Origin of the sequence: Pseudorhizobium tarimense (genome assembly GCF_022968135.1) — a bacterium.
Classification (GTDB): domain Bacteria; phylum Pseudomonadota; class Alphaproteobacteria; order Rhizobiales; family Rhizobiaceae; genus Neorhizobium; species Neorhizobium tarimense.
Map to the genome: position 1 here is coordinate 168,892 of NZ_JALJRA010000005.1, position 24,430 is coordinate 193,321.

A 24,430-nucleotide genomic window follows, 5' to 3' on the forward strand; every position below is an offset into this window, starting at 1 on the left:
ATGGTTCATTCCAGTAGCAGCCTGTGGTCGGAAAAAGGCCGGTTTTTTCCAACAAAGCGGCAATTCGCTTGAAGCTTCAATCGTGGCGAGGTGGCGTCCGCTCCTGCCGTACCGCTTCATCATGGTACCAGCAGCTATCGAGCGCTGCGGCGCAGTAGTCGGCAGGAGGCTGGGTCTCCGCTGATCGCAGGCTCATCCGCTTGATGGGGAACTGGTAGATCTTCGCTGATACACGCTCAACATCTGGAGTCATCATGCTGTTCCTTGTGGCGGTATTGACGGTGTTAATGTAGCACAGTTTTTGCGCATCTGCATCGAAAATAGTCAGCCCTAGGCGACAGACGGCGGAGGTCGCGACTTCGAGCCGCTCTCTGGTCTAACGCCCTTCGCTCTACTCCGTTCCTCCGCGATGAGCGTCCACGAACGGGCTTGAAGGCTCAGATGGGCAGCTAAATCATTGAATTGTCGGCGGCAAGCGCTGCGGCAGCACCCTCTAACATGCCGAAAGTTTAGCCTTGGCACGCTGGAGGCGCGAAACTGGCACGGGTTATGCATTGTCTCTGTCATCCACCGACCGCCGAGGCCATGACGGACCCTCTAGGCCGGGCGGCGCTCACTGACGCAGCACATTGAAGAGAGAGTGCGATGACAAAATACAAGCTCGAGTACATTTGGCTTGACGGCTACACCCCCGTTCCAAACTTGCGCGGCAAGACGCAGGTCAAGGAATTCGATTCCTTCCCGACTTTGGAGCAGCTGCCGCTCTGGGGCTTCGACGGCTCGTCGACCATGCAGGCCGAAGGCCACTCTTCGGACTGCGTGCTGAAGCCGGTTGCGATCTATCCTGATCCCGCTCGGACCAACGGCGCTCTCGTAATGTGCGAAGTCATGATGCCGGACGGCGTGACGCCGCACGCTTCCAACAGCCGCGCCACGATTGTCGACGACGAAGATGCCTGGTTCGGTTTCGAACAGGAATACTTCTTCTATGAAAACGGCCGTCCGCTCGGCTTCCCCGAGCAGGGCTACCCGGCCCCGCAGGGTCCGTATTACACGGGCGTCGGCTACAAGAACGTCGGCTCGATCGCCCGCGAGATCGTTGAAGAGCACCTCGATCTCTGCCTCGAAGCCGGCATCAACCACGAAGGCATCAACGCCGAGGTGGCCAAGGGCCAGTGGGAATTCCAGATCTTCGGCAAGGGCTCCAAGAAGGCCGCTGACCAAATCTGGATTGCTCGCTACCTGCTGCTGCGTCTTTGCGAAAAATACGGCATCGACGTCGAATTCCACTGTAAGCCGCTCGGCGACACCGACTGGAACGGTTCGGGCATGCACTGCAACTTCTCCACCAAGTTCATGCGCGAAGTCGGTGGCAAGGAGTATTTCGAAGCGCTCATGGCCGCTTTCGCAAAGAACTGGAAGGAGCACATCGACGTCTACGGCCCCGACAACCACATGCGCCTGACCGGCAAACACGAGACGGCGCCGTGGAACAAGTTCTCCTATGGTGTTGCCGACCGCGGCGCCTCGATCCGCGTTCCGCACTCCTTCGTCAACAACGGCTACCGTGGCTACCTGGAAGACCGCCGCCCGAACTCGCAGGGTTGCCCTTACCAGATCGCTTCTGTCGTCCTGAAGACGATTTCGGAAGTTCCGACCGAACAGTACAGCCGCAGCGCTGCTTAAGGTCTTTGAACGGCGCTGGGATCACCAGCGCCGTTCTCCCCCGCGCGAGCATTCATAGGCCTGCGCCGCAAGCTCGTACCGATCGTTCTAGCGTTCCCGTGGCTGGACACGGATGGATCCCGACACGTAAGGGAAACCATCGCATCACTTGCATCGGGAGATCAGCTTCATGAACACCCCCCTCTTCAGCCTCGAAGGCCGAACCGCGCTGGTAACCGGCTCCTCCCGAGGTCTCGGTCTTGCCATCGCGCGAGGACTTGCTGAGGCTGGTGCCTCCGTCGTGCTCAATGGCGTGAATGAGGCGCGGTTGGAGGAAACTGCAGCGGCACTCCGCGGACAAGGTGTCGATGTTGGCACTGCTGCGTTCGACGTAACCGATGAAGCGGCGGTGGTTTCTGCGTTCGAACGGCTCGATGCGGCAGGCAAAGAAATCGGCATCCTCGTCAACAATGCCGGCATTCAGTATCGCAAGCCGATCGTCGAACTCGATAGCGCCAACTGGCAGCGCGTCATCGATACAAACTTGACCAGCGCCTTCCTCGTTTCGCGCGAAGCTGCCAAACGGATGCTGCCGCGCAAGCGCGGCAAGGTCATCAACATTGGCTCGCTGATGAGCGGCCTTGGCCGGGCGACCGTCGCCCCCTATACGGCGGCCAAGGGCGGCATCAAGACGCTGACGCAGGCGATGGCCGCCGAGTGGGCAGAGCACGGCGTTCAAGCAAATGCAATCGGTCCTGGCTACATGCTGACGGACATGAATCAGGCGCTGATCGACAATCCGGAATTCGATAGCTGGGTAAAGGGGCGCACGCCTTCGCGTCGCTGGGGCAAGCCGGAGGAACTGATCGGCGCGGCCGTCTTCCTCGCCGCCGATGCTTCGAACTACGTCAACGGCCAGATCATCTACGTCGACGGCGGCATGAGCGCCGTTATCTAGCGAGGCAGTGCTGGCAATCCTCCTCGCAAGCCTACTTGCGAGGAGATAAATCCTCTTGGTTGTCTTCCGGATCAGATGTCCAGAAACGTCTTGCCGCGCCAACTGGTCCATCGGTCTTGGCGAAAGCCGATGTCGCGCATCAGGTGCTGGTCCAGCAGTTGCCGGGCTGTCAGCTGTGACGGGCAAACGCTGGGTTCGGTCCTCCTGCCGCCTGTGCCACCGGACCAGCGCTCGCGCAGACGTGCGAGGGCGGCAACGAATGAGTTGAAAGCCACGCCATGCTCCTCACTCTGCTGCTGCCCGCGGGAGGCAGGCGTCGCAAATCGCCTGGATATGGCGATGATCTGTACCACAGCATCCGCCGATGACGCGCATAGAAGGATATCTTCCACGCAGGCTTCGGTAGCGCTTTGCCAGATCCACGGGATCGCCGATGTCGAGCTCCGTCGCCTCGTCCAGTTCGGCATGACTTTTGGCTACGCATTGGCGCGAAGGCCGCCGATGCGCATTGCCCAGTGTTCACCACGGGCCAACGCATCCTCGAAATGCGAAGGATGGGCGCAGTTGATCATGTAGTAGATCGGGCTTCCATCGGTCGCAGCGTCGGTCTCCTCGATCGCTTCGCGCAGCGATGTTCCCGTTGCCAGGCGTCCATCGGTCGCAGCGGTGAAGGAGACGACGCAAGGCATGCCGTTGCTCTTGGCCGCGCGCGCGATGCCGATCGCTTCTTCCACTGTGTTCATAGTGACAGCGCTCACCATGTCCGCTTCGGTTTCTGCGAGGACACTGATCTGCAGCGCGTGATAATCCTCTGCTTCCTCGGCAGTCATGCGTCCGGCCTTGTAGCCGTCGCCCCTGGGGCCGATGACGCCGTTCAGTAGGATTTCCTGTCCCGGCCGCTCCCAGCTATCGCGCAGGGTGGAGATATAGGCGACGGAGCGTCTATTCACGTCGGACAACGCGGCAGCATCGTAGCCGAGCTCACGCCCCCAGTCCGGGTTCGCGCGCCAGGTGGGCGTATCGAGGATGAAGCTCAGCCCGCTGTCGCGTGCGATGCGAAGGTATGCCTCGTAGTATTTGCTCAGTTTTGCCCGCCCATCGTCGTCATCGAGCAACGGAAACGACGCGAAGCAGGGAAGATCCAACCCCTCGTGAAAGACAAGCGTCGTCTCCAGTCCGCCGTCGGCGAGAAAAAGGCTATCGATGATCTGTGGTAGCTGGCTCCTGTATTTGGCCATGGTGTCCTCCTGTGGTATCGTTGCAATGGTTCCTCGGCACCCGAGTTGTTACCGCAGAGGTTTTTGCTGAAAGCACGTGGTCCGATCTAGAAGACTCGCGGTCAAGCTGCGTCGGAACCGCTAAGCCGATGATTGTATAGGAGGCTCGAATGCCAGGACCGGCAGAAGGCCTGGCGGGGCAGTTCGCCGAACAACGGGAAACCGTACCGCCGGTCCAGTTGCTGTCGAACGAAAAGCCATCGAAGGGCGAGCGGACGCGGCAGCGGATACTTGAGATCACGCAAGCGTCGGTGCTTGCGAAGGGCTTTGCCGCCACCTCGATCGAGGAGGTCATCGCCGAGGCGGGGATCACCAAGAGTGGCTTCTTCTACCACTTTCGCGACAAGAACGAATTAGCGCGCGAGATGCTGCGCCGCTATGTGGCGGAGAACGACGGCGTCTTCGATGAGATCTTCGGTCGCGCTGCCGAACTGACGGATGATCCCCTGCAGCGATTCCTGCTCGGGTTGAAGCTTCTGGCGGAGCTCAGCCGCGACCTGCCGGGCGGCCATCCCGGCTGCCTCGTCGCGTCCATCTGCTACCGGGAGCGCTTGTTCGATCCGCAGGTCCTTGAGCTCAACACCAGTTCCGTCCTCAGGTGGAATGCTCGGTTTCTTGGCTACATCGAGGACATTGCTGCCGTCTATCCCCCGCGGGAGCCGATCGCACTAGAGGACCTCGCCAGAGCGCTCACCTGCATCTTCGACGGTGCCATCATCATGGCGAAGGCACTGAAGGATCCGGGACAATTGGAGCGGCAGGTCCTGGCTTACAGGACCCTCGTGAAGACCCTGTTCAGCCGCTGATAATGCCGCTCCGTTGTCGCTAGTGGTTGTGCCTTGGCGGCGACTTCGCGGCTATCTGACGGAAGTCCGCTGCCCCTTCCAGCACTGCACCATCCGACAGCTGCGTCACAGACTTGCGGTAGATCCGCTGCCAAGGCGTCGCATCCGGCGGGACGGCTGGGATGCCGTCCGCGCGGCGTCGTTCGACTTCCTCAGGCTCGACCAGCATGTCGCAGCGGCCTTCGTTAAGGTCGATGCGGATGGTGTCGCCACTGCGAAGCCATGCGAGACCGCCACCGGCTGCACTTTCGGGCGAGGCGTTGAGGATGGAAGGGCTGTCGGCCGTTCCGGACTGGCGACCGTCACCGATGGTGGGCAGGCTCGTAATGCCGCGCTTCAAGAGGTGATCCGGCGGCTGCATGTTCACGACTTCGGCGGAGCCTGGCCAGCCGAGCGGTCCAGCGCCGCGGATGACGAGGATCGTGTTCTCGTCGATCCCCAACTCGGGATCGTTGATCCGGTGGTGGTAATCTTCCGATCCGTCAAAGACGACAGCTTTTCCTTCGAAAATCCGTTCGCGGCCTGGCTCCTGGAGGTAGCGCTCCCGGAAGCCTTCGGAGATGACACTCGTTTTCATGATGGCGAAGTCGAAGAGGTTGCCCTTCAGCACGAGGAAGCCGGCTTTTTCCTTCAGCGGCTGGTCGAACGGGAAGATCACGTCCCGGTCCTTGGCCTCTCGCCCCTCAAGGTTCTCGGCCATCGACTTGCCGGTGACGGTGCGACAGTCGCCATCAAGCTTGCCCGCCTGTAGCAGTTCCCACATGATCGCTGGCGTGCCGCCGGCGCGGTGGTAGCGCTCGCCGAGATATTGCCCGGCAGGCTGCACATTGGCGAGCAGCGGAATGTCGAAACCATGAACCCGCCAGTCATCCGGAGAAAGCTCCACGCCTGCATGCTTGGCCATGGCCGCAAGGTGAGGCTGGGCATTGGTCGAGCCGCCGATCGCGGAGTTGACGCGGATGGCGTTGAGGAAGGACGCGCGCGTCAGGATGTCGGATGGTTTCAGATCCTCCCAGACGAGTTCTACCGCACGCTTGCCCGTGCGGTAGGCCATCTGGCCACGCTCGCGATAGGCCGCGGGGATTGCGCCGCAGCCGGTCAGCGACATCCCGAGAGCTTCAGCCAGCGCGTTCATGGTGGAGGCTGTGCCCATGGTGTTGCAGTGGCCGACCGACGGGGCGGAATCCAGCGCGGCCTGCATGAACTCTTCGCGGTCGATCTCACCGGCAGCAAACTTGCGGCGCATGCGCCAGATGACTGTGCCGGAGCCGACGAGGTCACCGTCATGCCAGCCGTCGAGCATGGGGCCGCCGGAAAGGACGATCGCCGGAATGTCGACCGTCGATGCCGCCATCAAGGCAGAAGGGGTGGTCTTGTCGCAGCCGGTCGTCAGCACCACGCCATCGAGAGGATAGCCGTAAAGGACTTCAACAAGGCTGAGATAGGCGAGATTGCGGTCGAGCGCTGCGGTCGGACGCTTGCAGTTCTCGAAGATCGGGTGGGTGGGGAATTCGATCGGAATGCCGCCGGCGTCCCGGATGCCATCGCGCACGCGCTTGACGAGCTCGACGTGGACCCGATTGCAAGGGGTCAGGTCGCTGCCGCTCTGGGCGATCCCGATGATCGGCTTTCCCGAACGCAGTTCCTCGGGCGTGACGCCGTAGTTCATGAAGCGCTCGAGGTAGAGCGCGGTCATGTCGATGTGGTCCGGGTTGTCGAACCAATCCTGCGACCGCAACCGGCGCTGCTTGCCCAAGTCCTTGCTCATGCTCATCCCTGATCCTTGTTGTTGAGCGCCTCCAGGTGCAGAAGGAGGCCGCTGTGGTCCTTCTCGGCCCCACCGCCTTGCACGAAGTCGCTAAATTCCTGGCGAACCTCTGCGGTGAGCGGCAGCGTCAGCGAAAGGTCTGCCGCCATGGCCATCACCGCATCGAGATCCTTCAGCTGGTTGGCGGAAGCACCGCCGGGCACGAAGTTGCGCTCGATCATCCTGGCGCCGTGAAGCTCAAGGATGCGGCTTTCGGCAAAGCCGCCACGGACGGCATCGCGGAAAGCGGCCCGCGATGCGCCACCCGCCTCGACCAGGATCATGGCTTCGGCGACGGCACCTATGGTCACGGCGACGATCTGCTGGTTGGCGAGCTTGCAGATCTGGCCGGCGCCGCTCGGGCCGACATGAGTTACGCGTCCTAGGGCAGCAAACACATCCTCAAGTGCTTCGACATCGGAAGCATCGCCGCCGGCCATGATCGCAAGCGTTCCAGCGGCAGCGCCTGCCGTTCCGCCGGAGACCGGCGCGTCCAGATTGCGGATGCCGTGATCGGCAAGCCTCTGTGCATTCTCACGAGCAATGGGTGGCGCGATCGAGCTGCAGTCGACCAGGATCGCTCCTTGTACCATGGCATCGGCGACGCCCTGCGCAAAGAGCATATCGGCGACTGCGGCGCCATTGGTGAGCATGGTGAAGACAACGTCGGCGCCGGATACGGCTTCTGCCGCAGTCGATGCCTGCCTCGCACCATCAGCGACAAGCGGCGCCGCCTTGGTCGAATTGCGGTTCCAGACCGTGACCGGGAAGCCGGCCTTCAGCAGGCAGCGCACCATCGGTGCGCCCATCAGGCCAGTTCCGAGAAAGGCGATCTGCTTCTTGCCGTCGGTGCTCATGCGATTTTTCCTCCAAGCTCGTCCTCGATATGGACGCGGATGATTTCATCGAACGATTTTTCGGCGGTAAATCCAAGCTCGGTGGCGCGCTTCGCCTCGAAGCCCGGAGCCCAGCCGGCAACCATCTTCATGATCATCTCGTCCGGCTCCCTGCGGATCAGCGCGACGGCCTTGTCGCCGGCCACGCGGCGCAGCGCTTCGATCTGCTCGCCGACGGTGGCGCTTAGACCGGGCATCGAGAGGTTGCGGCGCGGCCCGACCTTTTCCAGGTCCATCGTGGCACCGTGGATGAGGAAGCCAACTGCCGAACGTGGCGAGGCATGCCAGTGGCGGACATCTTCCGATACGGGCAGAACCGCTTCTTGCCCGACCAGCGGCTCGCGTAGGATGTTGGAGAAGAAGCCCGAAGCGGCCTTGTTGGGCTTGCCGGGTCGAATGCAGATCGTCGGCAGCCGAATACCAATGCCGTCGAAGAAGCCACGGCGGGTGTAGTCGGAGAGCAGAAGTTCGCAGATGGCTTTCTGCGTCCCGTAGCTCGTCAGCGGCGTCAGGTGGAAATCGTCGGGGATCGGGAAGGGTAGGGGTGCGCCCACCACGGCGATAGAGGATGTGAACACGACGCGTGGCTTGTAGCCGTCCTCGTTGTGGGCAAGGCGGATTGCGTCAAAGAGATAGCGCGTGCCGTCGAGATTGATCCGGTAGCCCTTGTCGAAGTCCAGTTCGGCCTCGCCGGAAACGATGGCGGCAAGATGGAAGATGACGTCCGGGCGCGACGCCACCAGCTTCTCGGCTTCGCCGGGCGCAGAAAGATCGCCTTCCCGCGCGTCAACAACTCCCGTAAACCCTGCGGGAGCATCCGGCTTGACGACATCGACGAGCGTCATCTTGTTGATGGCTTTTCCGCCGAGGCCTCCGTCTGCCACCAGCTTCTGAGTGAGCTTGCGGCCGACCATGCCGGCCGCGCCGATGACGAGAATATGCATGAGAAATCTTCCTCCACTCTCTGCGCAGCCTCGCGTGAAGAGGCGAAACCGCGACGAAAATCCATCTTGTAAGGTTGTCTGATAACTTTATATGGTCGGATTGGAAACAGTTATTTCAGTGCCACGAGAGAAAGCCTGCAGGGCTTTGCTCCTCAGGACTGGCACAGGGGGAAAGGCCTTCGTATGACAGCCGAAACTACCGCATCCGTTGCAGAATGGCGTGAGGCGCTCCGGGAGCATCTCGGCTCAGATCTGGTGCTTACAGAGCGCGACCAGATGGTTGCCTACTGCCGTGACTGGCACGGCGATGTGACAACGGATGCGGTTGCGGTCCTGCGGCCGCGTTCGACGGAGCAAGTTGCCGCAGCAGTGAAACTTTGTCGCAATCTGGGGCTTGCGATCGTGCCGCAGGGAGGGAACACCGGTCTTGTTCTAGGGGCCATTCCGGATGCTGGTCAGGGACAGGTGGTCCTCAGCCTGGAGCGAATGAACAGGATCAGGCAGATCGATGCGGATGATTTCTCCGCAGTGGTGGAAGCCGGCTGCATCCTCTCGGAATTGAAGGATGCGATCGCGGACAAAGGCATGTTCTTCCCTCTGGCGCTTGGAGCGCAGGGTACCTGCCGGATCGGCGGAAACGTCTCCACCAACGCCGGCGGCATCAACGTCCTGCGCTATGGTATGACCCGCGAGTTGATCTTTGGCCTGGAGGTCGTGCTGCCGGACGGGAGTATTTTCGACGGGCTGTCAACGCTGCGTAAGGACAATCGCGGCATCGACTTGAAGCAGCTCTTCATCGGCGCAGAGGGTACGCTCGGCATCATCACCGCGATCTCGGTCAAGCTGACGCCTTATCCCGATCAGGTGGCGACGGCGCTTCTTGGTCTTGCTTCCCTCGATGATGCAATCAAGCTTTTCCGTCGCGCGCGGCGTGACTGCTGCGACCTGATGTCGGCGTTCGAGTTCATGCCGCCGCTTGCCTTCACTCTGGCAAAAGAAGCGATGCCGGACCTGCCGATCCCGATTGCTGCAGACTATCCGGCTTATGTTCTGATGGAAATCTCCGGTTCGGGTCTCGTCGACATCGATGATCTGATGGGACGGTTCCTCGAAGCGGTCATGGAAGAGGGGATCGTGCTGGACGGCACGATTGCTGCGTCCCAAACCCAAGCCCGCAACCTGTGGCTCATTCGCGAAGGGATGAATGAAGGCCAGGCCAAGCGCGGGATGCACCTGCGGACGGATGTCTCCGTCAAGCTTTCGCAACTCGCGGCCTTTGTCGCTGATGCTGAAAAGGCGGTCGAGGATGCCGTCCCCGGCGTCGTCTGCGTCTCCTACGGACATGTCGGCGATGGAAACGTGCATCTCAACGTCTTGCCCGCCGCACATGCGACGCCTGACGAGCGGGTCGAGCAGATCTACAAGGCCAAAGGCGCCATTAATGCGGTGCTGGACGAGTATCAGGGTAGCATCAGCGCGGAACATGGCATTGGCCGGCTGAAGCGCGGCGACTTCGAGGTGCGGTTGTCGCCGGTGCGTCGCCAGCTGCTGACAGCGATCAAGCACGCGATCGATCCCGACCTGGTGATGAACCCCGGCTGCCAATTGAATTTTTCCGTGAACTCATAGACATGGTAGTTCAAGCCGAGGGAGGGCGGACGGATTGGTAGTTGCTGATTTCAATCAGATCAGGCGAAGCGAACACTTGCCGACGCGGATCGCTGGCCAGATCGGTCGTGAAATCCTCGAGGGGCGAATCGCGCCGGGGGAGAAGCTTCCAACGGAGCACTTGCTGGCAAAAACCTTCGGCGTCAGCCGGTCGGTGGTGCGGGAGGCCATCGCCCAGCTGCGCAACGAAGGCTTGGTAGAGACGCGGCAAGGCGTCGGTGCTTTTGCGACCGAGTTCGAGCGCCGACAGTCCCTGCGGATTGAGCAAGGTGATCCAGGCGATCGAATGGTCTTTCAAAACCTCTACCAACTTCGCATCCCGCTGGAGATCGAGGCTGCGGGGTTGGCGGCCGTTCACCATACCGACGAGGATCTTGCCCGGTTGGACGAGGCTCTCGAGCAGATGACGGGTGCGGAAAGATGGACCGAGCACGGTATCGTCGCCGATCTGGCCTTCCATCGCGCGGTCGCAACGGCCACTCAAAATGAGTACTTTCCCTTGTTCATTGGCTTCATCTCCGAACGCATCAGCCTGGCCATCCAGGCAGCGCGCGCGAAGGCCGTGCTCGAGGAAATCGTCGAGGTCACGATCGCAGAGCATGTCGGTATCAGGGATGCGATCCTCAGCCGCGAGTCGGGTGCGGCGCGGCAGGCAATGCGATACCATCTGACGCAAGCTGCCGCACGACTGGATCTGACGCTCGAAGCCGACTAGGCAAATTGCTGCCAGAAAGATTCACGGAGTTTTTCCCACAACGGGACGCGGTGGCTAGACACAAGGCGACCGTCATACTAGAAAAGCGCACTTTTGTTGTCAGACATCCTGACAATCAGGGCGATTTTCGCCCGCCAAGGAGGAAATTGGTGAATTTTGAGAAGGTGTTGAGCGCGCAGGCCATCCTGCCGCAAGACGGAGGTGACGCACTTCTCGTCGGTCGCGTCTGGTCAAAGGCTGCTGGAGGTCCCTGCCCGGTTCTTCTGAGTCAAGGCCAGTTGCTGGATTTGTCTTCGCTATCTCCGACACTTTCCGGACTTCTGGAGAAAGAGGATCTCGTCGCGGCGCTGCGTGCAGTGGACGGCTTCGCAGATCTCGGCTCTTTGGATGAATTCTTGAGCGGCGCAGCGGGTGAACTGCTGGCGCCTGCCGATCTCCAGGCGATCAAGGCCGCAGGCGTGACTTTCGCAGACAGCATGCTCGAACGGGTAATCGAGGAACAGGCCAAGGGCGATCCGCTGCGGGCGCAGGAAATTCGTGGCCGCCTCGCGCCGGTTCTCGGCGGCAACCTCAAGGGCCTGGTCGCGGGTTCGGAGAAGGCTGCGGAAGTCAAGAAGCTGCTGCAGGAGTTGGGGCTGTGGTCCCAGTATCTCGAAGTTGGCATCGGCCCCGATGCGGAGATCTTTACGAAGGCGCAGCCGATGTCGTCCGTCGGTTGTGGCGCGTCGATCGGTATCCATCCGAAGTCCGACTGGAATAATCCTGAGCCGGAAGTCGTTCTTGCTGTCACCTCGAAAGGCACGATCGTCGGCGCGACGCTCGGCAACGATGTTAACCTGCGTGATTTCGAGGGACGTTCGGCACTCTTGCTAAGCAAGGCGAAGGACAATAACGCATCCTGCTCTATCGGGCCGTTTATCCGCCTCTTCGATGGGGCCTTTACGCTGGACGACGTCAAGAAGGCCGAGATCGCTCTGGAGGTGGAAGGCGCCGACGGGTTCACCATGACGGGCGTCAGCCCGATGGCTGCCATCAGTCGCACGCCGGAAGATCTTGTTTCGCAGTTGCTGAACGACAACCACCAGTATCCGGACGGAGTGCTTTTCTTCCTCGGCACGATGTTTGCGCCGGTGAAGGATCGCCGCGGCACCGGACTGGGCTTCACTCATGAGATCGGAGATTGCGTCGAGATATCGACGCCCCGGCTCGGGCGGCTTATAAACCGGGTCGAGCACAGCGACCGTTGCCCGAAATGGACGTTCGGCATCGGCGCGCTGATGAATAACCTCGCGCAGCGCGGGCTGCTGTAGGCGAGCCGGGAGGAGCCAATGCAAAGAGCAATCGATCTCTTTTATAAATTCTTGGAGTTCCTGCTGATCCTGCTGCTTGCCGGCATGGCGATCATGGTCTTCCTCAATGTCGTCCTTCGATACGGCTTCAACTCGGGGATCAATGTATCGGACGAGCTGTCGCGATACTTCTTCGTGTGGTTGACCTTCATTGGTGCGGTCGTCACCTTCCGCGAGCATTCTCACGTGGGTGTGGAGACGCTGGTCATGCTGTTCGGCCGTAAGGGCCGGATCATTTGCATGATCATCTCGAACATCATCATCATCGGCGTCTCGGCGATCTTCTTCTGGGGGACCTGGAAGCAGGCGCCGATCAACGCGACGATGAATGCGCCCGTCACCCAGATGTCGATGATCTGGGTCTATGGCATCGGCTTCTTTACCGGTGCCGGCGTTGTGATCATCGCGCTCGAAAGGTTGTTCCGGCTTCTGACCGGCCGCATAACGGAAGAAGAGATCGCTGCATTCGCCGGCGAAAACATGTCGATTGATCACCTGGCGGAACGCACCTAATGACCCTTCTCGTCTTCATCGCTTCGCTCCTCGGCGCCATGGCGATCGGTGTCCCGGTTGCCTTCTCGCTGATGTTCTGTGGCGTCGTGCTCATGTGGTACATGGGCATGTTCAATACCCAGATCATCGCGCAGAACATGATCGCGGGTGCGGATACCTTTACCCTGCTGGCCATCCCGTTCTTCATCCTCGCGGGTGAGTTGATGAATGCTGGTGGTCTTTCCAAGCGCATCATCGACTTCGCGATCGCCTGCGTCGGACATATCCGCGGCGGTCTTGGCATCGTAGCCATCCTGGCGGCTGTCATCATGGCCAGCATCTCCGGTTCCGCAGCGGCCGATACGGCTGCTCTCGCTGCGATCCTCATCCCGATGATGGCGAAGGCAGGCTATAACGTCCCGCGTTCGGCGGGTCTGATCGCTGCCGGCGGTGTCATCGCACCCGTGATCCCGCCGTCGATGGCCTTCATCGTCTTCGGCGTTTCCGCAAACGTATCGATCACGCAATTGTTCATGGCCGGCATCGTCCCGGGACTGCTCATGGGCCTTGCCCTCGTCGGCACCTGGCTGATCGTCGTCCGCAAGGACGATGTCCAGGCGCTGCCGCGCGCGCCGATGAAAGAGCGCGTCCGGATGACCACTCGTGCGTTGTGGGCGCTCGGAATGCCAGTGATCATCCTGGGAGGCATCAAGGCGGGTGTCGTCACCCCGACTGAGGCTGCCGTGGTCGCTGCCGCATATGCGCTGTTCGTCGGCATGGTCATCTATCGCGAACTCAAGCCGCGCGACCTGCCGGGCGTCATCCTGCAGGCGGCGAAGACGACGGCTGTGATCATGTTCCTGGTCTGCGCGGCGCTGGTTTCTGCGTGGCTCATCACTGCGGCCAATATTCCGGCGGAAATCACAGGTTACATTTCTCCGCTGATCGATCGTCCGATGTTGCTGATGTTCGTCATCATGCTGGTGGTTCTCGTGGTCGGCACGGCGCTCGATCTGACGCCTACCATCCTGATCCTGACACCGGTTCTGATGCCGATCATCAAGCAAGCGGGGATCGACCCGGTCTATTTCGGTGTTCTGTTCATCATGAACACCTGCATTGGTCTCCTGACCCCACCGGTTGGCGTCGTGCTGAACGTCGTCAGCGGCGTCGGTCGGGTGCCTCTTGGGAAAGTCACCATTGGTGTGGCGCCGTTCCTGCTTACGCAGGTTCTCGTGCTCTTCCTTCTGGTGCTCTTCCCGGACATCGTCATCGTGCCTGCACGTTGGCTCTACTAATCCGCAACCCTCAGCCAACATCCAAGGGAGGATATTATGAGGAAATTGCTTCTTGCCACGACCGCCATCGCTTTCGGCCTCTCGGCCGCAGCTCCGGCATTCGCGCAATTCAACGAACGCAACATCCGCGTTTCGAACGGCATCAACGAAGACCACCCGGTCGGCAACGGCATTAAGGCCATGCAGGCCTGCCTCGACGAGAAGTCGGGCGGCAAGCTGAAGCTGACGGCATTCTGGGGTGGCGCACTCGGCGGTGACCTTCAGGCAACCCAGGCGCTCCGTTCGGGCGTCCAGGAAGCCGTCGTCACTTCGTCTTCGCCGCTCGTCGGCATCATCCCGGCACTCGGCGTGTTCGACCTGCCGTTCCTGTTCGCCAATGCTGAAGAGGCCTACAAGGTCCTCGACGGCGAGTTCGGCGACATGATGAACAAGAAGCTGGAAGAAGCCGGTCTGGTCAACCTGGCCTACTGGGAAAACGGCTTCCGTAACCTGTCGAACTCCGTTCGCCCGGTCACGAAGTGGGAAGACTTCGAAGGGATGAAGGTTCGCGTCATGCAGAACAACATCTTCCTCGACACCTTCCAGAACCTCGGCGCCAACGCTACTCCGATGGCTTTCGGCGAAGTGTTCTCGGCTCTTGAAACCAAGGCGATCGACGCGCAGGAAAACCCCTACGTCACGATCGACACGTCGAAGTTCTACGAAGTCCAGAACTACGTGACAGAGACGAACCACGCTTACACGCCGTTCCTCTTCCTCTTCTCCAAGCCGATCTTCGACAGCTACACGCCCGAAGAGCAGGCTGCACTGCGCGAATGTGCAGTCGTCGGTCGTGACGAAGAGCGCCGTGTGATCCAGGACCTCAACAAGAAGTCGCTGGAAAAGATCAAGGAAGCCGGCATCGAAGTGAACGTGCTTTCTCCGGAAGAGCAGAAGCGCATCCGCGAGAAGTCGATGGTGGTTTACGAAAAGCACAAGAATGAGATCGGCGCCGACGTTGTCGACGGCATTCTCGCTGAGCTCGAAGAGATCCGTAATTAATCGTCCGAACAGCGGCTGCAGTCTTGTTTCTGCAGCCTCTTCTCGAGAAGGCCCGTGGGTTCGCTCCACGGGCCTTCTCTTTTGGCCACGGCAGTGACGTCGTGTCAGGCGCCGTTCAGGGGGACGACGCTGCATGACGGGCGGAAGCTTCCCATGAGAAAAGCCGCCCCGGTCGGAGCGGCCTTCGCTAGAAAATGCACTTTGCGCTTGGAGTCTTGTCAGGGAACTTCGATGGGACGATCCTGCTGACGCTTCTTCAGCGTCTGCTCGCGAACAAAGATGAAGAGACCGGAAGCGACGATCAAGCCTGCGCCGATCATCATGCTCATCCGCGGCAGGTCGCCGAAGAACAGCCAGCCGAAGATAACTGCATACAGCAGCAATGTGTACTGAAGCGGGGCGACGGTCGCGGCATCCGACATCTTCAGCGCCCTGTTGACCAGCATGTGAGCGGCCATGGCAACCACGCCGAGTAAGGCGAGGAGAAACAAGTCGCGGCCTGATGCGATGGGCGACCAGTCGAAAGGTGCAAATACAAGGCCTGCCAGCGCGGCAGCCGTTGTCTGGAAAAACACCAGCGTGCTGTCCGGCGTTCCTCGCAGGAAACGCCCGGAGATCATCATGAAGGCGAAGGCGGCGCTGCCGATGATGGAGATGATCGCGGGTGCCGTGAACATGGCGCTTGACGGCTCCAGGGTGATGACGACGCCGACGAAGCCGATGGCGATCGCCGTCCACCGGCGCCAGCCGACGCTTTCGCCCAGCAGGAAAGGAGAAGCGGCCGCGACGTAAATAGGTGCGGCGAGCCAGAAGGTCATGACGTCTGCTAGCGGCAGGTACATGACCGCATAGTAGAAGCAGAACACCTCCGCGGTGGAGAAGATCACGCGGGCAAGCTGCATGCCCTTCCGCTCCGCTCCGAAGATCGGGGTTCTGCCCGCCTTGCAGAGGAGCGGTGACAGGATGATCAGTGCGGCGATGCTGCGCAGCAGGATCACCTGTCCCAGCCCGTAGGAGGACACCAGCCATTTTCCCATGGCATCGTTGAGCGCAAACATGAGCATGCCGAGCAGCATGACCAGCGGTCCAGCGGCAGACGAAGCACCGAAGCCGCCGGCGGCCATAGCAAACTTAGACATCATTCCTCCCAGGAAATAGACCTCCGTCAGATGCTCCTGGCGTCCGAGAATCGCCGGCTGACGGTGAAATTCTTCTCTAGCTCCGGATGCAGCTCCATGCCAAGGCCAGCGCCCGGCGGCACGGTGATCATCCCGTTCTTTACTTCCGGCAACGCCGTCACAAGATCACGGTACCAGGTGTTGTAGAAGGCCCGCACGCTTTCCTGTACCAAGGCGTTTGGTGCGTTGAGCGAGAGATGCGTCGAGGCGCAGAGGACGACTGGACCAGTGCAATCATGCGGCGCGACAGGCAGGTGCCACGTCTCCGCCATGGACGCGATCTTTCGTGCTTCAGAAAGCCCGCCGCACCAGGAGATGTCGAGCATGACGATGCCGGCCGCTCCCGTTTCCAGGTAGTCACGGAAGCCCCAACGGGTTGCAAGGGTCTCCGATGCGGAGATCGGGGCAGGGGAGACTTCGGCATAGCGCTTCAAGCTGGAAAGGCTGTCCATCTTGATCGGATCTTCGTGCCAGAAGGTGTTGTAGGGCTCGAGCGCCTTGGCGATCTGCATGGCGGGCAGCAACTGCCACATCGAGTGGAACTCGACCATGATGTCCATCTTGTCGCCGACCGCCTTGCGGATCTTCTCAAAGGGATCGAGGGCAAGCTTCAGGTCCGGCATGGAGATGTACTGACCGCGGGTCTTTTCCGCCGCAGAATCAAACGGCCAGATCTTCATGGCGGTAATGCCATCTGCCAGCAGAGATTCCGCAAGCTCGTCCGCCCGATGGAGGAAGCCGTTTAGGTCGTCATAGGCGCTGCCTCCGGTCAGCCCATAGTTTGCGGTGGTCTGGCCGGTGTTCTTCTTGATGTATTCCGTGCCCGCGCAGGTGTTGTAGGTGCGGATTTCCTTGCGGCTGAAACCGCCAAGAAGCTGGGCGATCGGTTGGTTCGTCACCTTGCCGAAGATGTCCCACAACGCGATGTCGAAGGCGGAATTGCCTCTGACTTCGGCGCCTGACGAGCGAAAGCCGATATATCCGACGAGTTCGTTGGCCAGAAGATCGATCTGCAAAGGGTCGCGCCCAATTATGCGAGGAGCGACATACTCGTGAATATAGCTCTCGACCGTTTCGGCACCGAAGAAGGTCTCGCCGAGTCCGGTGATGCCCTCGTCGGTATGGACGAGAACCCACAGCAGATTACTACGCTCGGCAACCCGAACGGTTTCCAGTTTTGCGATCTTCATTGAATTCCTCATGGGTCAGATTATGCCTGCCGCGACGAGCGCTTTCAGGCTGCTGTCGAAGTGGCGCTCCATCATCGCCGCAGCAGATTGGGGGTTTCCGGCAGCAATCGCCTCCGCAAGTTCGAGATGCAGGGCGTTCATCGCCTGCCGCTCGGCGTCGCTCGACCGGCTTCTCCAGCCGATCGGCCAGGTCTCGCGGGTCACGTTCTGAAAGGCGCCGAGGATCAGGGCAAAGAGCGGATTGCGGGATGCCCGTGCGACGGCGAGATGAAAGGCGATGTCATGCTCCATCACCTTGTCGGGGACCAGGAGATCTTGGGCCATGGCGGTTGCGTGGGCAATAATCTGTATTGCTTCCGCATCCGTCCGCCGAAGCGCCGCCAGCGCCGCTGTGCGCACCTCAATGGTTCGGCGTGCATCGTAGATTTGCTGGATGTCGATCTGATCGATCATAACGCCGTGGTCGATCATCAGGCAAAGGGCCTCGTCGTCCAGCTTGGCTACCGTCGGACGCTTGCCTGCACCGAGCTCTAACAGACTGAGTGCCGCAAGTGAGCGCAGGGCTTCCCGCACCACCGTCCGCGACACCTGCAATTGGCTCGATAGAACCGTCTCCGCTGGCAGGCGGTCACCCGGCTTCAGATCCTGCTCTCGTATGAGGCGCGCGATGGCTGCGACAGCATGGCCGACGTAATCCGATGACTTAGCAAATGCTGCATTCATATCCTATCGCCTTCCGCAAACCTGTCCTACAGGTCTAGGAAAGGCGGCGCGCTGATACAAGTGGTTTTGCGGATTGGCTAACGGCCGACGGCCACGTCGTAGGCCGCCAATGTTGTCTTTGCCCGTTCAGCCACTTCGGCTGAATTCATGCCAGGCTTGTAGAGGCTGGATCCGAGGCCGAAGGCCGTGATGCCAGCGTTGACGTAGTCCGCGAAATTGGTTTCCGAAACGCCGCCGACCGCAGCGATTACCAGTTCCTTCGGCAGAACAGCGCGGATGGCATTGATGCCGGACGGGCCGAGCACGCTTGCCGGGAAGAACTTGAGCCCGGTCGCGCCAGCACGGGCGGCGGCCAGCGCTTCCGTTGGGGTAAAGACCCCCGGGAGCGTTACCATGCCCCGCGATACCGCTGCGGCAATCACGGCCGGTTCCACGTTGGGGCTCACCATGAGCCGGCCTCCGGCCGACGCCAAGCGATCCACGTCTTCAACTGTGAGCACCGTACCTGCGCCAAGCAGGCAGCCGTTGGGCGCCATCTTGGCGGCGATCTCGATCGAGCGGAAAGGGTCGGGCGAGTTCAGCGGGATTTCGATTGCGGTGAACCCGGCTTCAATAAGGCCGCCAACCACGCTCTCCGTTTCTTCCGGTCGAACGCCGCGCAAAATTGCCACAAGGGGGTAATGCATGTCGGGAAAGAGAATGCGGTTCATAAGTTACCTTTACGGCTGGATGGACAGAATGCGATGGGCGGCAGCGGCGAGCCCCTCACGCACAGCCTCATCGGCGTCGATTGTTTCATAGGGAAGCTGCAGGATCGAGAAGGCCGCTTCGTAAAGGCTGAGCAGCCGCCCAGCCGCAACGAGAGTTGTCTTCGGCCGGTCTGCCGATGAAGTCAGCGCCCCTGCCAGTTCGAGGCCGATCAGAGTGCCCGACAGGCGGGCGGCCGCTTCAGCGGGCGCCAGGTTCTGCAGAAGAGCAGCAGATCTCACCGTAAAAAGGAGAGTGGAGACCCGCTGCGGCGCGCCGAAAGCGGCCTTCAAGGCCTTGGCATATTCTGGCTGATCCGCATCAAATGATGGGGATCCGGCAAGGGAATGCGAAAGGACCGACTGTTTCGAAAGAAGGTCGAAAAGCTCACCCGTCATGAAGGTGCTGAATTCTGTGACGGTTCCGTCAGTGGCCGCCACCCATTTCGAGTGGGTTCCTGGCATGCAAACGACGTGCTTGCCGCTGGCATCGTACCGTAGAGCGCCGAGAAGCTGAGTTTCCTCGCCGCGCATCACGTCTGGTGCCTCTTGCCGGCGTTGCGCGAAGCCTGGGAGAATCCAGATCTCGCGCTCAACGGACGGAATGCGCGTGGCAGCGGAAAGGACGGCAGGTAAGGGGGCCGGGGCGTCAACATAGCCCGCTTCCACCCATCCTTGCCGAGCGCCTGCCATTCCGCAGATGATAACCGGGAGGCCAACCGGCGCTTCGAGTGCCTCCAGGTGCGATTCAAGAATCTGCGAAAAACCGACTTTTGCCGCCGTTGTCATGCCTTCGCCACTGCGCCGCTCGGCGATCACCCGATCGTCGGCGGTCATGAGCCAGATCCGGAAGCTGCTCGTCCCCCAGTCAACCGCGGCGTAGGCAGGTTTGTTCAAAGCAATCCTCCATCGATGATCATGGTTTGGGCGGTCATGCCGGCGGATGCCGCCGAGGCGAGGAACAGGCATGGCCCAACGAGGTCAGCAGGCACCAATGGTCGCTTCAGGCACTGACGAGCAACCGTGGATGCGATAGCCTCCTCCGTCAGCCAAAGGCGCTTTTGACGCTCCGTCACTATCATGCCAGGCAGAATGGCGTTGACGCGGATGCCTTCGCCTCCGAGGCGTCCAGCAAGGCTCTTGGTCAGCCCGACGATACCAGCCTTGGCTGCGGCATAGGAGGGGAGATCGCCCATGTTGAGCAGGTAGGCAATCGACGAGAAGTTGACGATGGCGCCACTGCCGGCTTGTTGCAAATGCGGCAATGCCGCCTGGCAGCAGAAGAAGACCTGCTTGAGGTTCACCGATTGAGCCTCGTCCCAGTAGGCTTCGCTGACGGTTGCGAGATCGTGGCGGTCGTCCCAGGCGGCGTTGTTCACCAGGACGGATAGCTCTCCAACCGCACGCCCTGCCTCATCGACCGCAGCCCTTGTTTCAGCGACCTGTCGCAAGTCGGCGCCTACATAGGTGACCGGATGGCGGGAGGTATTCGTGAGCTTGTCTGCCAGCAGTGGGCCGTTGTAGCGATCGATGTCGATGAAGGCCACGCGAGCACCCTGGGCTGCGAAGGCTGCCGTCAGTGCAGCGCCAATCCCGGTTGCGCCGCCGGTGATCAAGACGCCCTTGTCGGCCAGGTCTGGGTGATGGACGACGCGATGATCCAGGAGCTTCCCTTTCGGCGATCGGCTATGAACTTGCCCGACGTTCTAAGCAGGCGAGAGCACAAAGACAAGCGACCCGGCATGCGACGCAAGCCGGGTCTGAGGGGGCTGAAAGACTATACGCTAGGCAGCGTTTCGCCGGCGCATTGTCGGAGCCTGTTGCTCCGTGCCGCCGGTGCGGAAGCGGGCAATAAGAGACGCCAAGCGCCCGCTGATCTGCGAAAGGCTCTGGGCCGAGGCGTTGGTTTCCTCCATCAGTGCTGTATTCTGCTGCATGATCTGGTCCATGCTGCGGACCGCGGAGTTGATCTCGTCGATACCGGAAGCCTGCTCCTGCGCTGATTGCGTGATTGAAGTTGATGTTTTCGCTTATCGAACTAACGCGACGGCCGATTGTCGCCAGCGATTCACCGGTCCGGTTTACGAGATCGACGCCGCGGCGAACGTCGGCAGACGAGCGGTCGATGAGCCCCTTGATCTCCTTCGCAGCGGCGGCCGAGCGCTGCGCCAGTTCGCGCACCTCCTGGGCAACGACGGCGAAACCCTTGCCCTGTTCTCCAGCGCGGGCAGCCTCTACGCCCGCATTCAGTGCGAGGAGGTTTGTCTGGAACGCGATCTCATCAATGACCCCGATGATCTGCGTCATCTTCTGCGAGGAATTCTCAATGGCTCCCATGGCTGCGATCGCTTGCTCTACGACCTGGCCCGACTTCTCCGTTTCCTTGGCTGACTCCTGAACAACGTTCTGAACTTCCCGGGCGCGGTGCGCGGATTGGCTGGAGATCGTGGTGATCTGCTCGAGAGCGGCGGCGCTTTCCTCCAAGGCAGAAGCTTGATGCTCCGTCCGCTTTGCCATGTTGTCGGCTGCCGAGGCGATACCGTCTACCTCTGCACGAACCTGAGAGACCGACTGATGAATTTCGGCCATCGCAGCTTCAAGTGCCTGAACCGACGAGTTGAAGTTCTGCTTCAGCCCATCGAAGCTGGGCGCCAGCTTCTGGTGGAGTTCCGAGGTCAGGTCGCCACCGGCGAGATCGCTGAGGGCGTTTTCGAGAGCTGCAAGGGCAGCATTCTGCCCGGCCTGCTCGCTCTGCCGCTGTGCCTCGACGCGAGTGCGCTCTTCAGCCAGTGATTCAAGATAGACCGAAATGGCGTAATCCATGTCCACCAACGCGGCCTTGACTACAGCGGTCACATCCTGTGTCAGTTTCTCGGCTTTGCGACCGTGCAGGATGCCTTTCAGTTCTTCCTTGATGATGGCTCGGACAATGCCGTCTAGGATCATGGCATAGCCGCCAATATACCAGCGGGGCTCCAGACCAATTCGTGCGTGAACGCGGCCGACAGTCGTCACGCCATCGACGTAGTCGTCCTGATACTTGCCAGAGGCGATGATTTCCCAATGGGAGACCTGCCGGCCTTTTGCATGGGCTATGTGTGCCTGGTTGGAGAAGAACTTCGAGGTATGTGGTGACGGGAGGCCTTGTTGTAAAAAACATCCAGCGCGGCGTCGATCGATTCAGCAATAACGGGTTGAAGAGCGGCAAGGCGTCTCCTTTGTTCCGCATCCAGACCTACGAAATCCAGTCGGTCGCGCAGGTCGGATCTTTTCATCTGGTCGTTCATGGGAGCTCCTGGAGGCGCCGGTCGAGGCGGCGAATGCATGTTTTGCCCAAGAACTAGCGGTCGGTGATTAGTCACGCATTAGCACTGACTTTAGTTTAAGCCGTGCATAAACTAGCCGCCGCCGTTAGCCTCTGCGCAAGCATTTTCCAGCACGCGAGCAGTTCAGATGGTTTCCAGCGATGCCAGCCAAGCCGATCTCTCCGGCTTAGCACTTTGTGAAGGTCATGGCGGGAGACTGAGCACACCAGTTTGATTCGTCCGACCAGTGAGTTCTTATGACGCTCGTTCAGTTTCCCCATCACCGCCGCATCGCCGACATCAGACGCTGTGCACTCGCATTGCGTGACCTAAACGGCAAAGAAGCCAATCAATTCTGGCGCCATGAAATGGCAAGCTTCGCTGCCGCTCTTCAGCGGATCGGAGCAGATGAACAGGAGATCGGGCGACAGGCTCGGCTGTTCATGGACTCGGTTCAGATCGAGTTGCAGTCCTTTTACGCCAGCGAGTCGACAGGCTAACGGGTTGCAGTTCGCGCGTACAATTGGCTGACGCTGCAAGTTCAACCGGGTAGTTGTCGCTGGTATCTCTGGTGTGCAACCTCCAGCCTAACAGGCTGATCGTTCTTTTCGATATATGTCGTGCAACCACGTTCAAAGCCTTGGGAGCTCAATAGAGGCATCCAGAAGGCTGCCGCTTCGGCAGTTGGCGATCGCATGCTCAGCAATGTTACCTGTCAATCGGGACTGCCCATAGGCGGGGTTCCTAGCGTTACGGTCTCGTCGAGCGGGCGCTTCTCCTCATCACTGTTGAAGCGTTCCGAGGCCTGCTCGTTCACCTCCTCGACCGATCCACCGTCGAGTTCCTGGCGCGCCCGGTGCCAATGCGCCATGTGGTCGCCTTCCCGCCTGCCTTCGCTCTCCCAGATCTCATAGGCACGCTTGCGGATACGCTCATCTCGTTCATCCATCTTCTGCATCTCCGTTTAGGGCAAGCGCCTTAGGGGCGCCGCGGAAGGGTCTCAGTCACGGTCAAGGGTAACGTTGGGCGGTATCCGGCCTGAATGATGCGTTGGATTACTGTCATCCCCTGCCGCAGCCGGTTCTTCCGGAGCCTGTGCCGCGGGCCCCGTCCTCGCAGGTGGCTTTGTGTTGATGTTCGACGCCGTCTCGGGTGCCCGATCAGGCATGAGCTGCCGCTCGACGTCGACTGCCGGCGGTTCCGTCGGGTTGGAATTGCCAAACCCGGCACGGCTGCTGAGTTCGGAGTTTTTTGCGTCTGCCATGTCCGTTCCTCGTCTGGTCTGTTTTTTTGACCGAACCGAGAGCGGCGAAGAACGTTCCGGCAGGCAATGGACCGCAAGGAGATCCTGGCTTTGACCGTTGGCGGCTACGCGATGCCGCGGCGGCCCCCAGTCCCATGGCCGCAACCGCAGCAAGGGCAAGAAGCACGGGTTTGCCGTAGTGGCCCCCGTGGCCAAAGCCTCCATCGATGCCGCCCGGTGGATCTGCGGGATGAAAGACGTTTCCATCGCTTCTCGGCACCCGCGAGGCACGCCTGAAGTACGAGTTCATCAGAAGAGCCAGCATCCTCGCTGACAGATTGGGAGCTAGTAGGTGTGCCAACCTGGTGGCTGGGGTGACGACGCCAACCATGGTTGACGGCTTGGGTTCCTTGGCCACTCGCACGATCGCATCAGCGACCGTCCGTGGATCAAGGAGGGGTGGCGGCGCTGAAATCTCACGGCCGACATAGTTTGCACCATGGCGAAGTCCGGGCGTATCCACGAAGGCTGGATAGATATCGCAGACATGAATCCCAGGCGCATCGGCAAGCTCGGCACGAAGCGCTTCCGAGAAACCCCGCAGGCCGAACTTGCTCGCGCTGTAGGCGGCGGCAAAAGGCGCGGCGGCAAAACCGCCGAGCGATATCATGTTGATAAAGACGCCGTCCCCCTGCTGGAGGAAGACAGGTACAACCGCATGAGCTTCATTCACGTGGCCAATCAGATTGGCGCGAATGATCTTTTCATGAAGGTCCATCGGTGTTTCGTGGAACCTACCAACGGCACCTACGCCGACATTGCTCACCCACACGTCGATATGACCGAGGTTTTTCGCTTCACCAACAAGCCTCGTCACGGCCTCGTAATCGGTCACGTCGGTCGGGACGATAAAGACCTTCGTGCGCAAGGCCCTGCAGGCTTTCGCAACCGACTGCAGAGCCTCGGCATCCCGCGCGGCCAGCACAAGCCGCGCCCCTTGGCGGGCGAAGGCGTGGGCGGCAGCCTCGCCGATGCCGCTCGACGCTCCAGCAATAACAACGAGTGCATTCTTGAGATTGCTGGGCATGTC

General features: G+C 60.6%; 23 protein-coding genes and 3 pseudogenes. 10 read left to right on the top strand and 16 right to left on the bottom strand.

The annotated features are described in order from the left end of the window. Window positions 1–76 precede the first annotated feature (76 nt). The gene (locus MUU54_RS07525; protein ID WP_247243417.1) at window positions 77–256 is read right to left on the bottom strand and encodes a DUF2735 domain-containing protein; all 180 of its coding nucleotides are present in this window, start codon (window positions 254–256) and stop codon (window positions 77–79) included. A 389-nt stretch (window positions 257–645) separates the two neighbouring features. Between MUU54_RS07525 and MUU54_RS07530 the strand changes: the two genes are divergently transcribed. Together MUU54_RS07530 and MUU54_RS07535 are read left to right on the top strand one after the other, a co-directional pair. Beyond that, window positions 646–1,686: a glutamine synthetase beta-grasp domain-containing protein gene (locus MUU54_RS07530; RefSeq protein ID WP_247243418.1), complete on the top strand. Its 1,041-nt coding sequence runs from the start codon at window positions 646–648 to the stop codon at window positions 1,684–1,686. Between the two features lie 169 nt (window positions 1,687–1,855). Further along, a complete protein-coding gene (locus tag MUU54_RS07535; protein WP_247243419.1) occupies window positions 1,856–2,623 on the top strand; it encodes an SDR family oxidoreductase in 768 nt (255 codons plus the stop codon). A gap of 71 nt (window positions 2,624–2,694) precedes the next feature. Here the strand turns inward: MUU54_RS07535 and MUU54_RS07540 are convergent, their stop codons facing one another. Both MUU54_RS07540 and MUU54_RS07545 read right to left on the bottom strand, forming a co-directional pair. Beyond that, window positions 2,695–2,898 (bottom strand): hypothetical protein, encoded by a 204-nt coding sequence (locus tag MUU54_RS07540; RefSeq protein ID WP_247243420.1) that lies wholly within the window; start codon window positions 2,896–2,898, stop codon window positions 2,695–2,697. A gap of 10 nt (window positions 2,899–2,908) precedes the next feature. After that, window positions 2,909–3,861, bottom strand: a pseudogene (locus tag MUU54_RS07545) (homocysteine S-methyltransferase family protein). 149 nt (window positions 3,862–4,010) lie between these two features. Here MUU54_RS07545 and MUU54_RS07550 point away from each other — a divergent pair. Further along, a complete protein-coding gene (locus tag MUU54_RS07550) occupies window positions 4,011–4,706 on the top strand; it encodes a TetR/AcrR family transcriptional regulator (RefSeq protein ID WP_247243421.1) in 696 nt (231 codons plus the stop codon). A gap of 19 nt (window positions 4,707–4,725) precedes the next feature. Here MUU54_RS07550 and MUU54_RS07555 read toward each other — a convergent pair whose 3' ends face one another. The 3 genes from MUU54_RS07555 to denD are packed head-to-tail and all read right to left on the bottom strand — an operon-like array spanning window position 4,726 to window position 8,392. After that, the gene (locus tag MUU54_RS07555) at window positions 4,726–6,513 is read right to left on the bottom strand and encodes an IlvD/Edd family dehydratase (RefSeq protein WP_247243422.1); all 1,788 of its coding nucleotides are present in this window, start codon (window positions 6,511–6,513) and stop codon (window positions 4,726–4,728) included. 2 nt (window positions 6,514–6,515) lie between these two features. Then, window positions 6,516–7,409 carry an NAD(P)-dependent oxidoreductase gene (locus tag MUU54_RS07560; protein ID WP_247243423.1) on the bottom strand — a complete coding sequence of 298 codons (894 nt, stop codon included), beginning with the start codon at window positions 7,407–7,409 and terminating at the stop codon, window positions 6,516–6,518. Next, window positions 7,406–8,392 (bottom strand): D-erythronate dehydrogenase, encoded by a 987-nt coding sequence (gene denD / locus MUU54_RS07565; protein WP_247243424.1) that lies wholly within the window; start codon window positions 8,390–8,392, stop codon window positions 7,406–7,408. Before denD ends, MUU54_RS07560 begins: the two co-directional genes overlap by 4 nt. A 183-nt stretch (window positions 8,393–8,575) precedes the next feature. Here denD and MUU54_RS07570 point away from each other — a divergent pair, with 183 nt between their 5' ends. The 6 genes from MUU54_RS07570 (at window position 8,576) to MUU54_RS07595 (ending at window position 14,955) form a co-directional block, all read left to right on the top strand. Next, entirely contained in the window at window positions 8,576–10,021 is a 1,446-nt protein-coding gene (locus MUU54_RS07570) for an FAD-binding oxidoreductase (protein ID WP_247243425.1), read from the top strand. Window positions 10,022–10,055: 34 nt separating this feature from the next. After that, window positions 10,056–10,775, top strand: a complete 720-nt coding sequence (locus MUU54_RS07575; protein WP_247243426.1) for a FadR/GntR family transcriptional regulator — start codon at window positions 10,056–10,058, stop codon at window positions 10,773–10,775. A gap of 146 nt (window positions 10,776–10,921) precedes the next feature. Beyond that, window positions 10,922–12,085: a fumarylacetoacetate hydrolase family protein gene (locus MUU54_RS07580; protein ID WP_281433248.1), complete on the top strand. Its 1,164-nt coding sequence runs from the start codon at window positions 10,922–10,924 to the stop codon at window positions 12,083–12,085. An 18-nt stretch (window positions 12,086–12,103) separates the two neighbouring features. After that, window positions 12,104–12,637 (top strand): TRAP transporter small permease, encoded by a 534-nt coding sequence (locus MUU54_RS07585; protein ID WP_247243428.1) that lies wholly within the window; start codon window positions 12,104–12,106, stop codon window positions 12,635–12,637. Next, window positions 12,637–13,914: a TRAP transporter large permease gene (locus tag MUU54_RS07590; protein WP_247243429.1), complete on the top strand. Its 1,278-nt coding sequence runs from the start codon at window positions 12,637–12,639 to the stop codon at window positions 13,912–13,914. Before MUU54_RS07585 ends, MUU54_RS07590 begins: the two co-directional genes overlap by 1 nt. A gap of 36 nt (window positions 13,915–13,950) precedes the next feature. Next, window positions 13,951–14,955, top strand: a complete 1,005-nt coding sequence (locus tag MUU54_RS07595; protein WP_247243430.1) for a TRAP transporter substrate-binding protein — start codon at window positions 13,951–13,953, stop codon at window positions 14,953–14,955. Window positions 14,956–15,173: 218 nt separating this feature from the next. On the opposite strand, the gene MUU54_RS07600 is transcribed toward MUU54_RS07595, so the two are convergent. From MUU54_RS07600 to MUU54_RS24760, 7 genes and pseudogenes are all read right to left on the bottom strand, one after another. After that, on the bottom strand, window positions 15,174–16,094 hold the full coding sequence (locus MUU54_RS07600; protein ID WP_247243431.1) for a DMT family transporter: 921 nt from the start codon (window positions 16,092–16,094) through the stop codon (window positions 15,174–15,176). A gap of 26 nt (window positions 16,095–16,120) precedes the next feature. Continuing rightward, a complete protein-coding gene (locus tag MUU54_RS07605) occupies window positions 16,121–17,323 on the bottom strand; it encodes a mandelate racemase/muconate lactonizing enzyme family protein (RefSeq protein WP_247243432.1) in 1,203 nt (400 codons plus the stop codon). 15 nt (window positions 17,324–17,338) lie between these two features. Next, on the bottom strand, window positions 17,339–18,046 hold the full coding sequence (locus MUU54_RS07610) for a FadR/GntR family transcriptional regulator (RefSeq protein WP_247243433.1): 708 nt from the start codon (window positions 18,044–18,046) through the stop codon (window positions 17,339–17,341). A 77-nt stretch (window positions 18,047–18,123) separates the two neighbouring features. Continuing rightward, complete coding sequence (locus MUU54_RS07615; RefSeq protein WP_247243434.1) at window positions 18,124–18,756, bottom strand: 2-dehydro-3-deoxy-6-phosphogalactonate aldolase; 633 nt, start codon at window positions 18,754–18,756, stop codon at window positions 18,124–18,126. A 9-nt stretch (window positions 18,757–18,765) separates the two neighbouring features. Further along, window positions 18,766–19,689 carry a 2-dehydro-3-deoxygalactonokinase gene (locus MUU54_RS07620; RefSeq protein ID WP_247243435.1) on the bottom strand — a complete coding sequence of 308 codons (924 nt, stop codon included), beginning with the start codon at window positions 19,687–19,689 and terminating at the stop codon, window positions 18,766–18,768. Then, on the bottom strand, window positions 19,686–20,456 hold the full coding sequence (locus tag MUU54_RS07625) for an SDR family NAD(P)-dependent oxidoreductase (RefSeq protein WP_247243520.1): 771 nt from the start codon (window positions 20,454–20,456) through the stop codon (window positions 19,686–19,688). Before MUU54_RS07625 ends, MUU54_RS07620 begins: the two co-directional genes overlap by 4 nt. A gap of 120 nt (window positions 20,457–20,576) precedes the next feature. Further along, a pseudogene (locus MUU54_RS24760) lies at window positions 20,577–22,079 on the bottom strand (methyl-accepting chemotaxis protein). A gap of 275 nt (window positions 22,080–22,354) precedes the next feature. Between MUU54_RS24760 and MUU54_RS07640 the strand changes: the two are divergent. Continuing rightward, window positions 22,355–22,597: a DUF6074 family protein gene (locus tag MUU54_RS07640; RefSeq protein WP_247243437.1), complete on the top strand. Its 243-nt coding sequence runs from the start codon at window positions 22,355–22,357 to the stop codon at window positions 22,595–22,597. 215 nt (window positions 22,598–22,812) lie between these two features. Here the strand turns inward: MUU54_RS07640 and MUU54_RS07645 are convergent, their stop codons facing one another. The 3 genes and pseudogenes from MUU54_RS07645 to MUU54_RS07655 all read right to left on the bottom strand — a co-directional run. Beyond that, complete coding sequence (locus MUU54_RS07645) at window positions 22,813–23,046, bottom strand: DUF2934 domain-containing protein (RefSeq protein WP_247243438.1); 234 nt, start codon at window positions 23,044–23,046, stop codon at window positions 22,813–22,815. 51 nt (window positions 23,047–23,097) lie between these two features. Beyond that, on the bottom strand, window positions 23,098–23,361 hold the full coding sequence (locus MUU54_RS07650) for a hypothetical protein (RefSeq protein ID WP_247243530.1): 264 nt from the start codon (window positions 23,359–23,361) through the stop codon (window positions 23,098–23,100). 82 nt (window positions 23,362–23,443) lie between these two features. Further along, window positions 23,444–24,427, bottom strand: a pseudogene (locus MUU54_RS07655) (SDR family oxidoreductase); the annotation flags it as partial. Window positions 24,428–24,430: the final 3 nt, after the last annotated feature.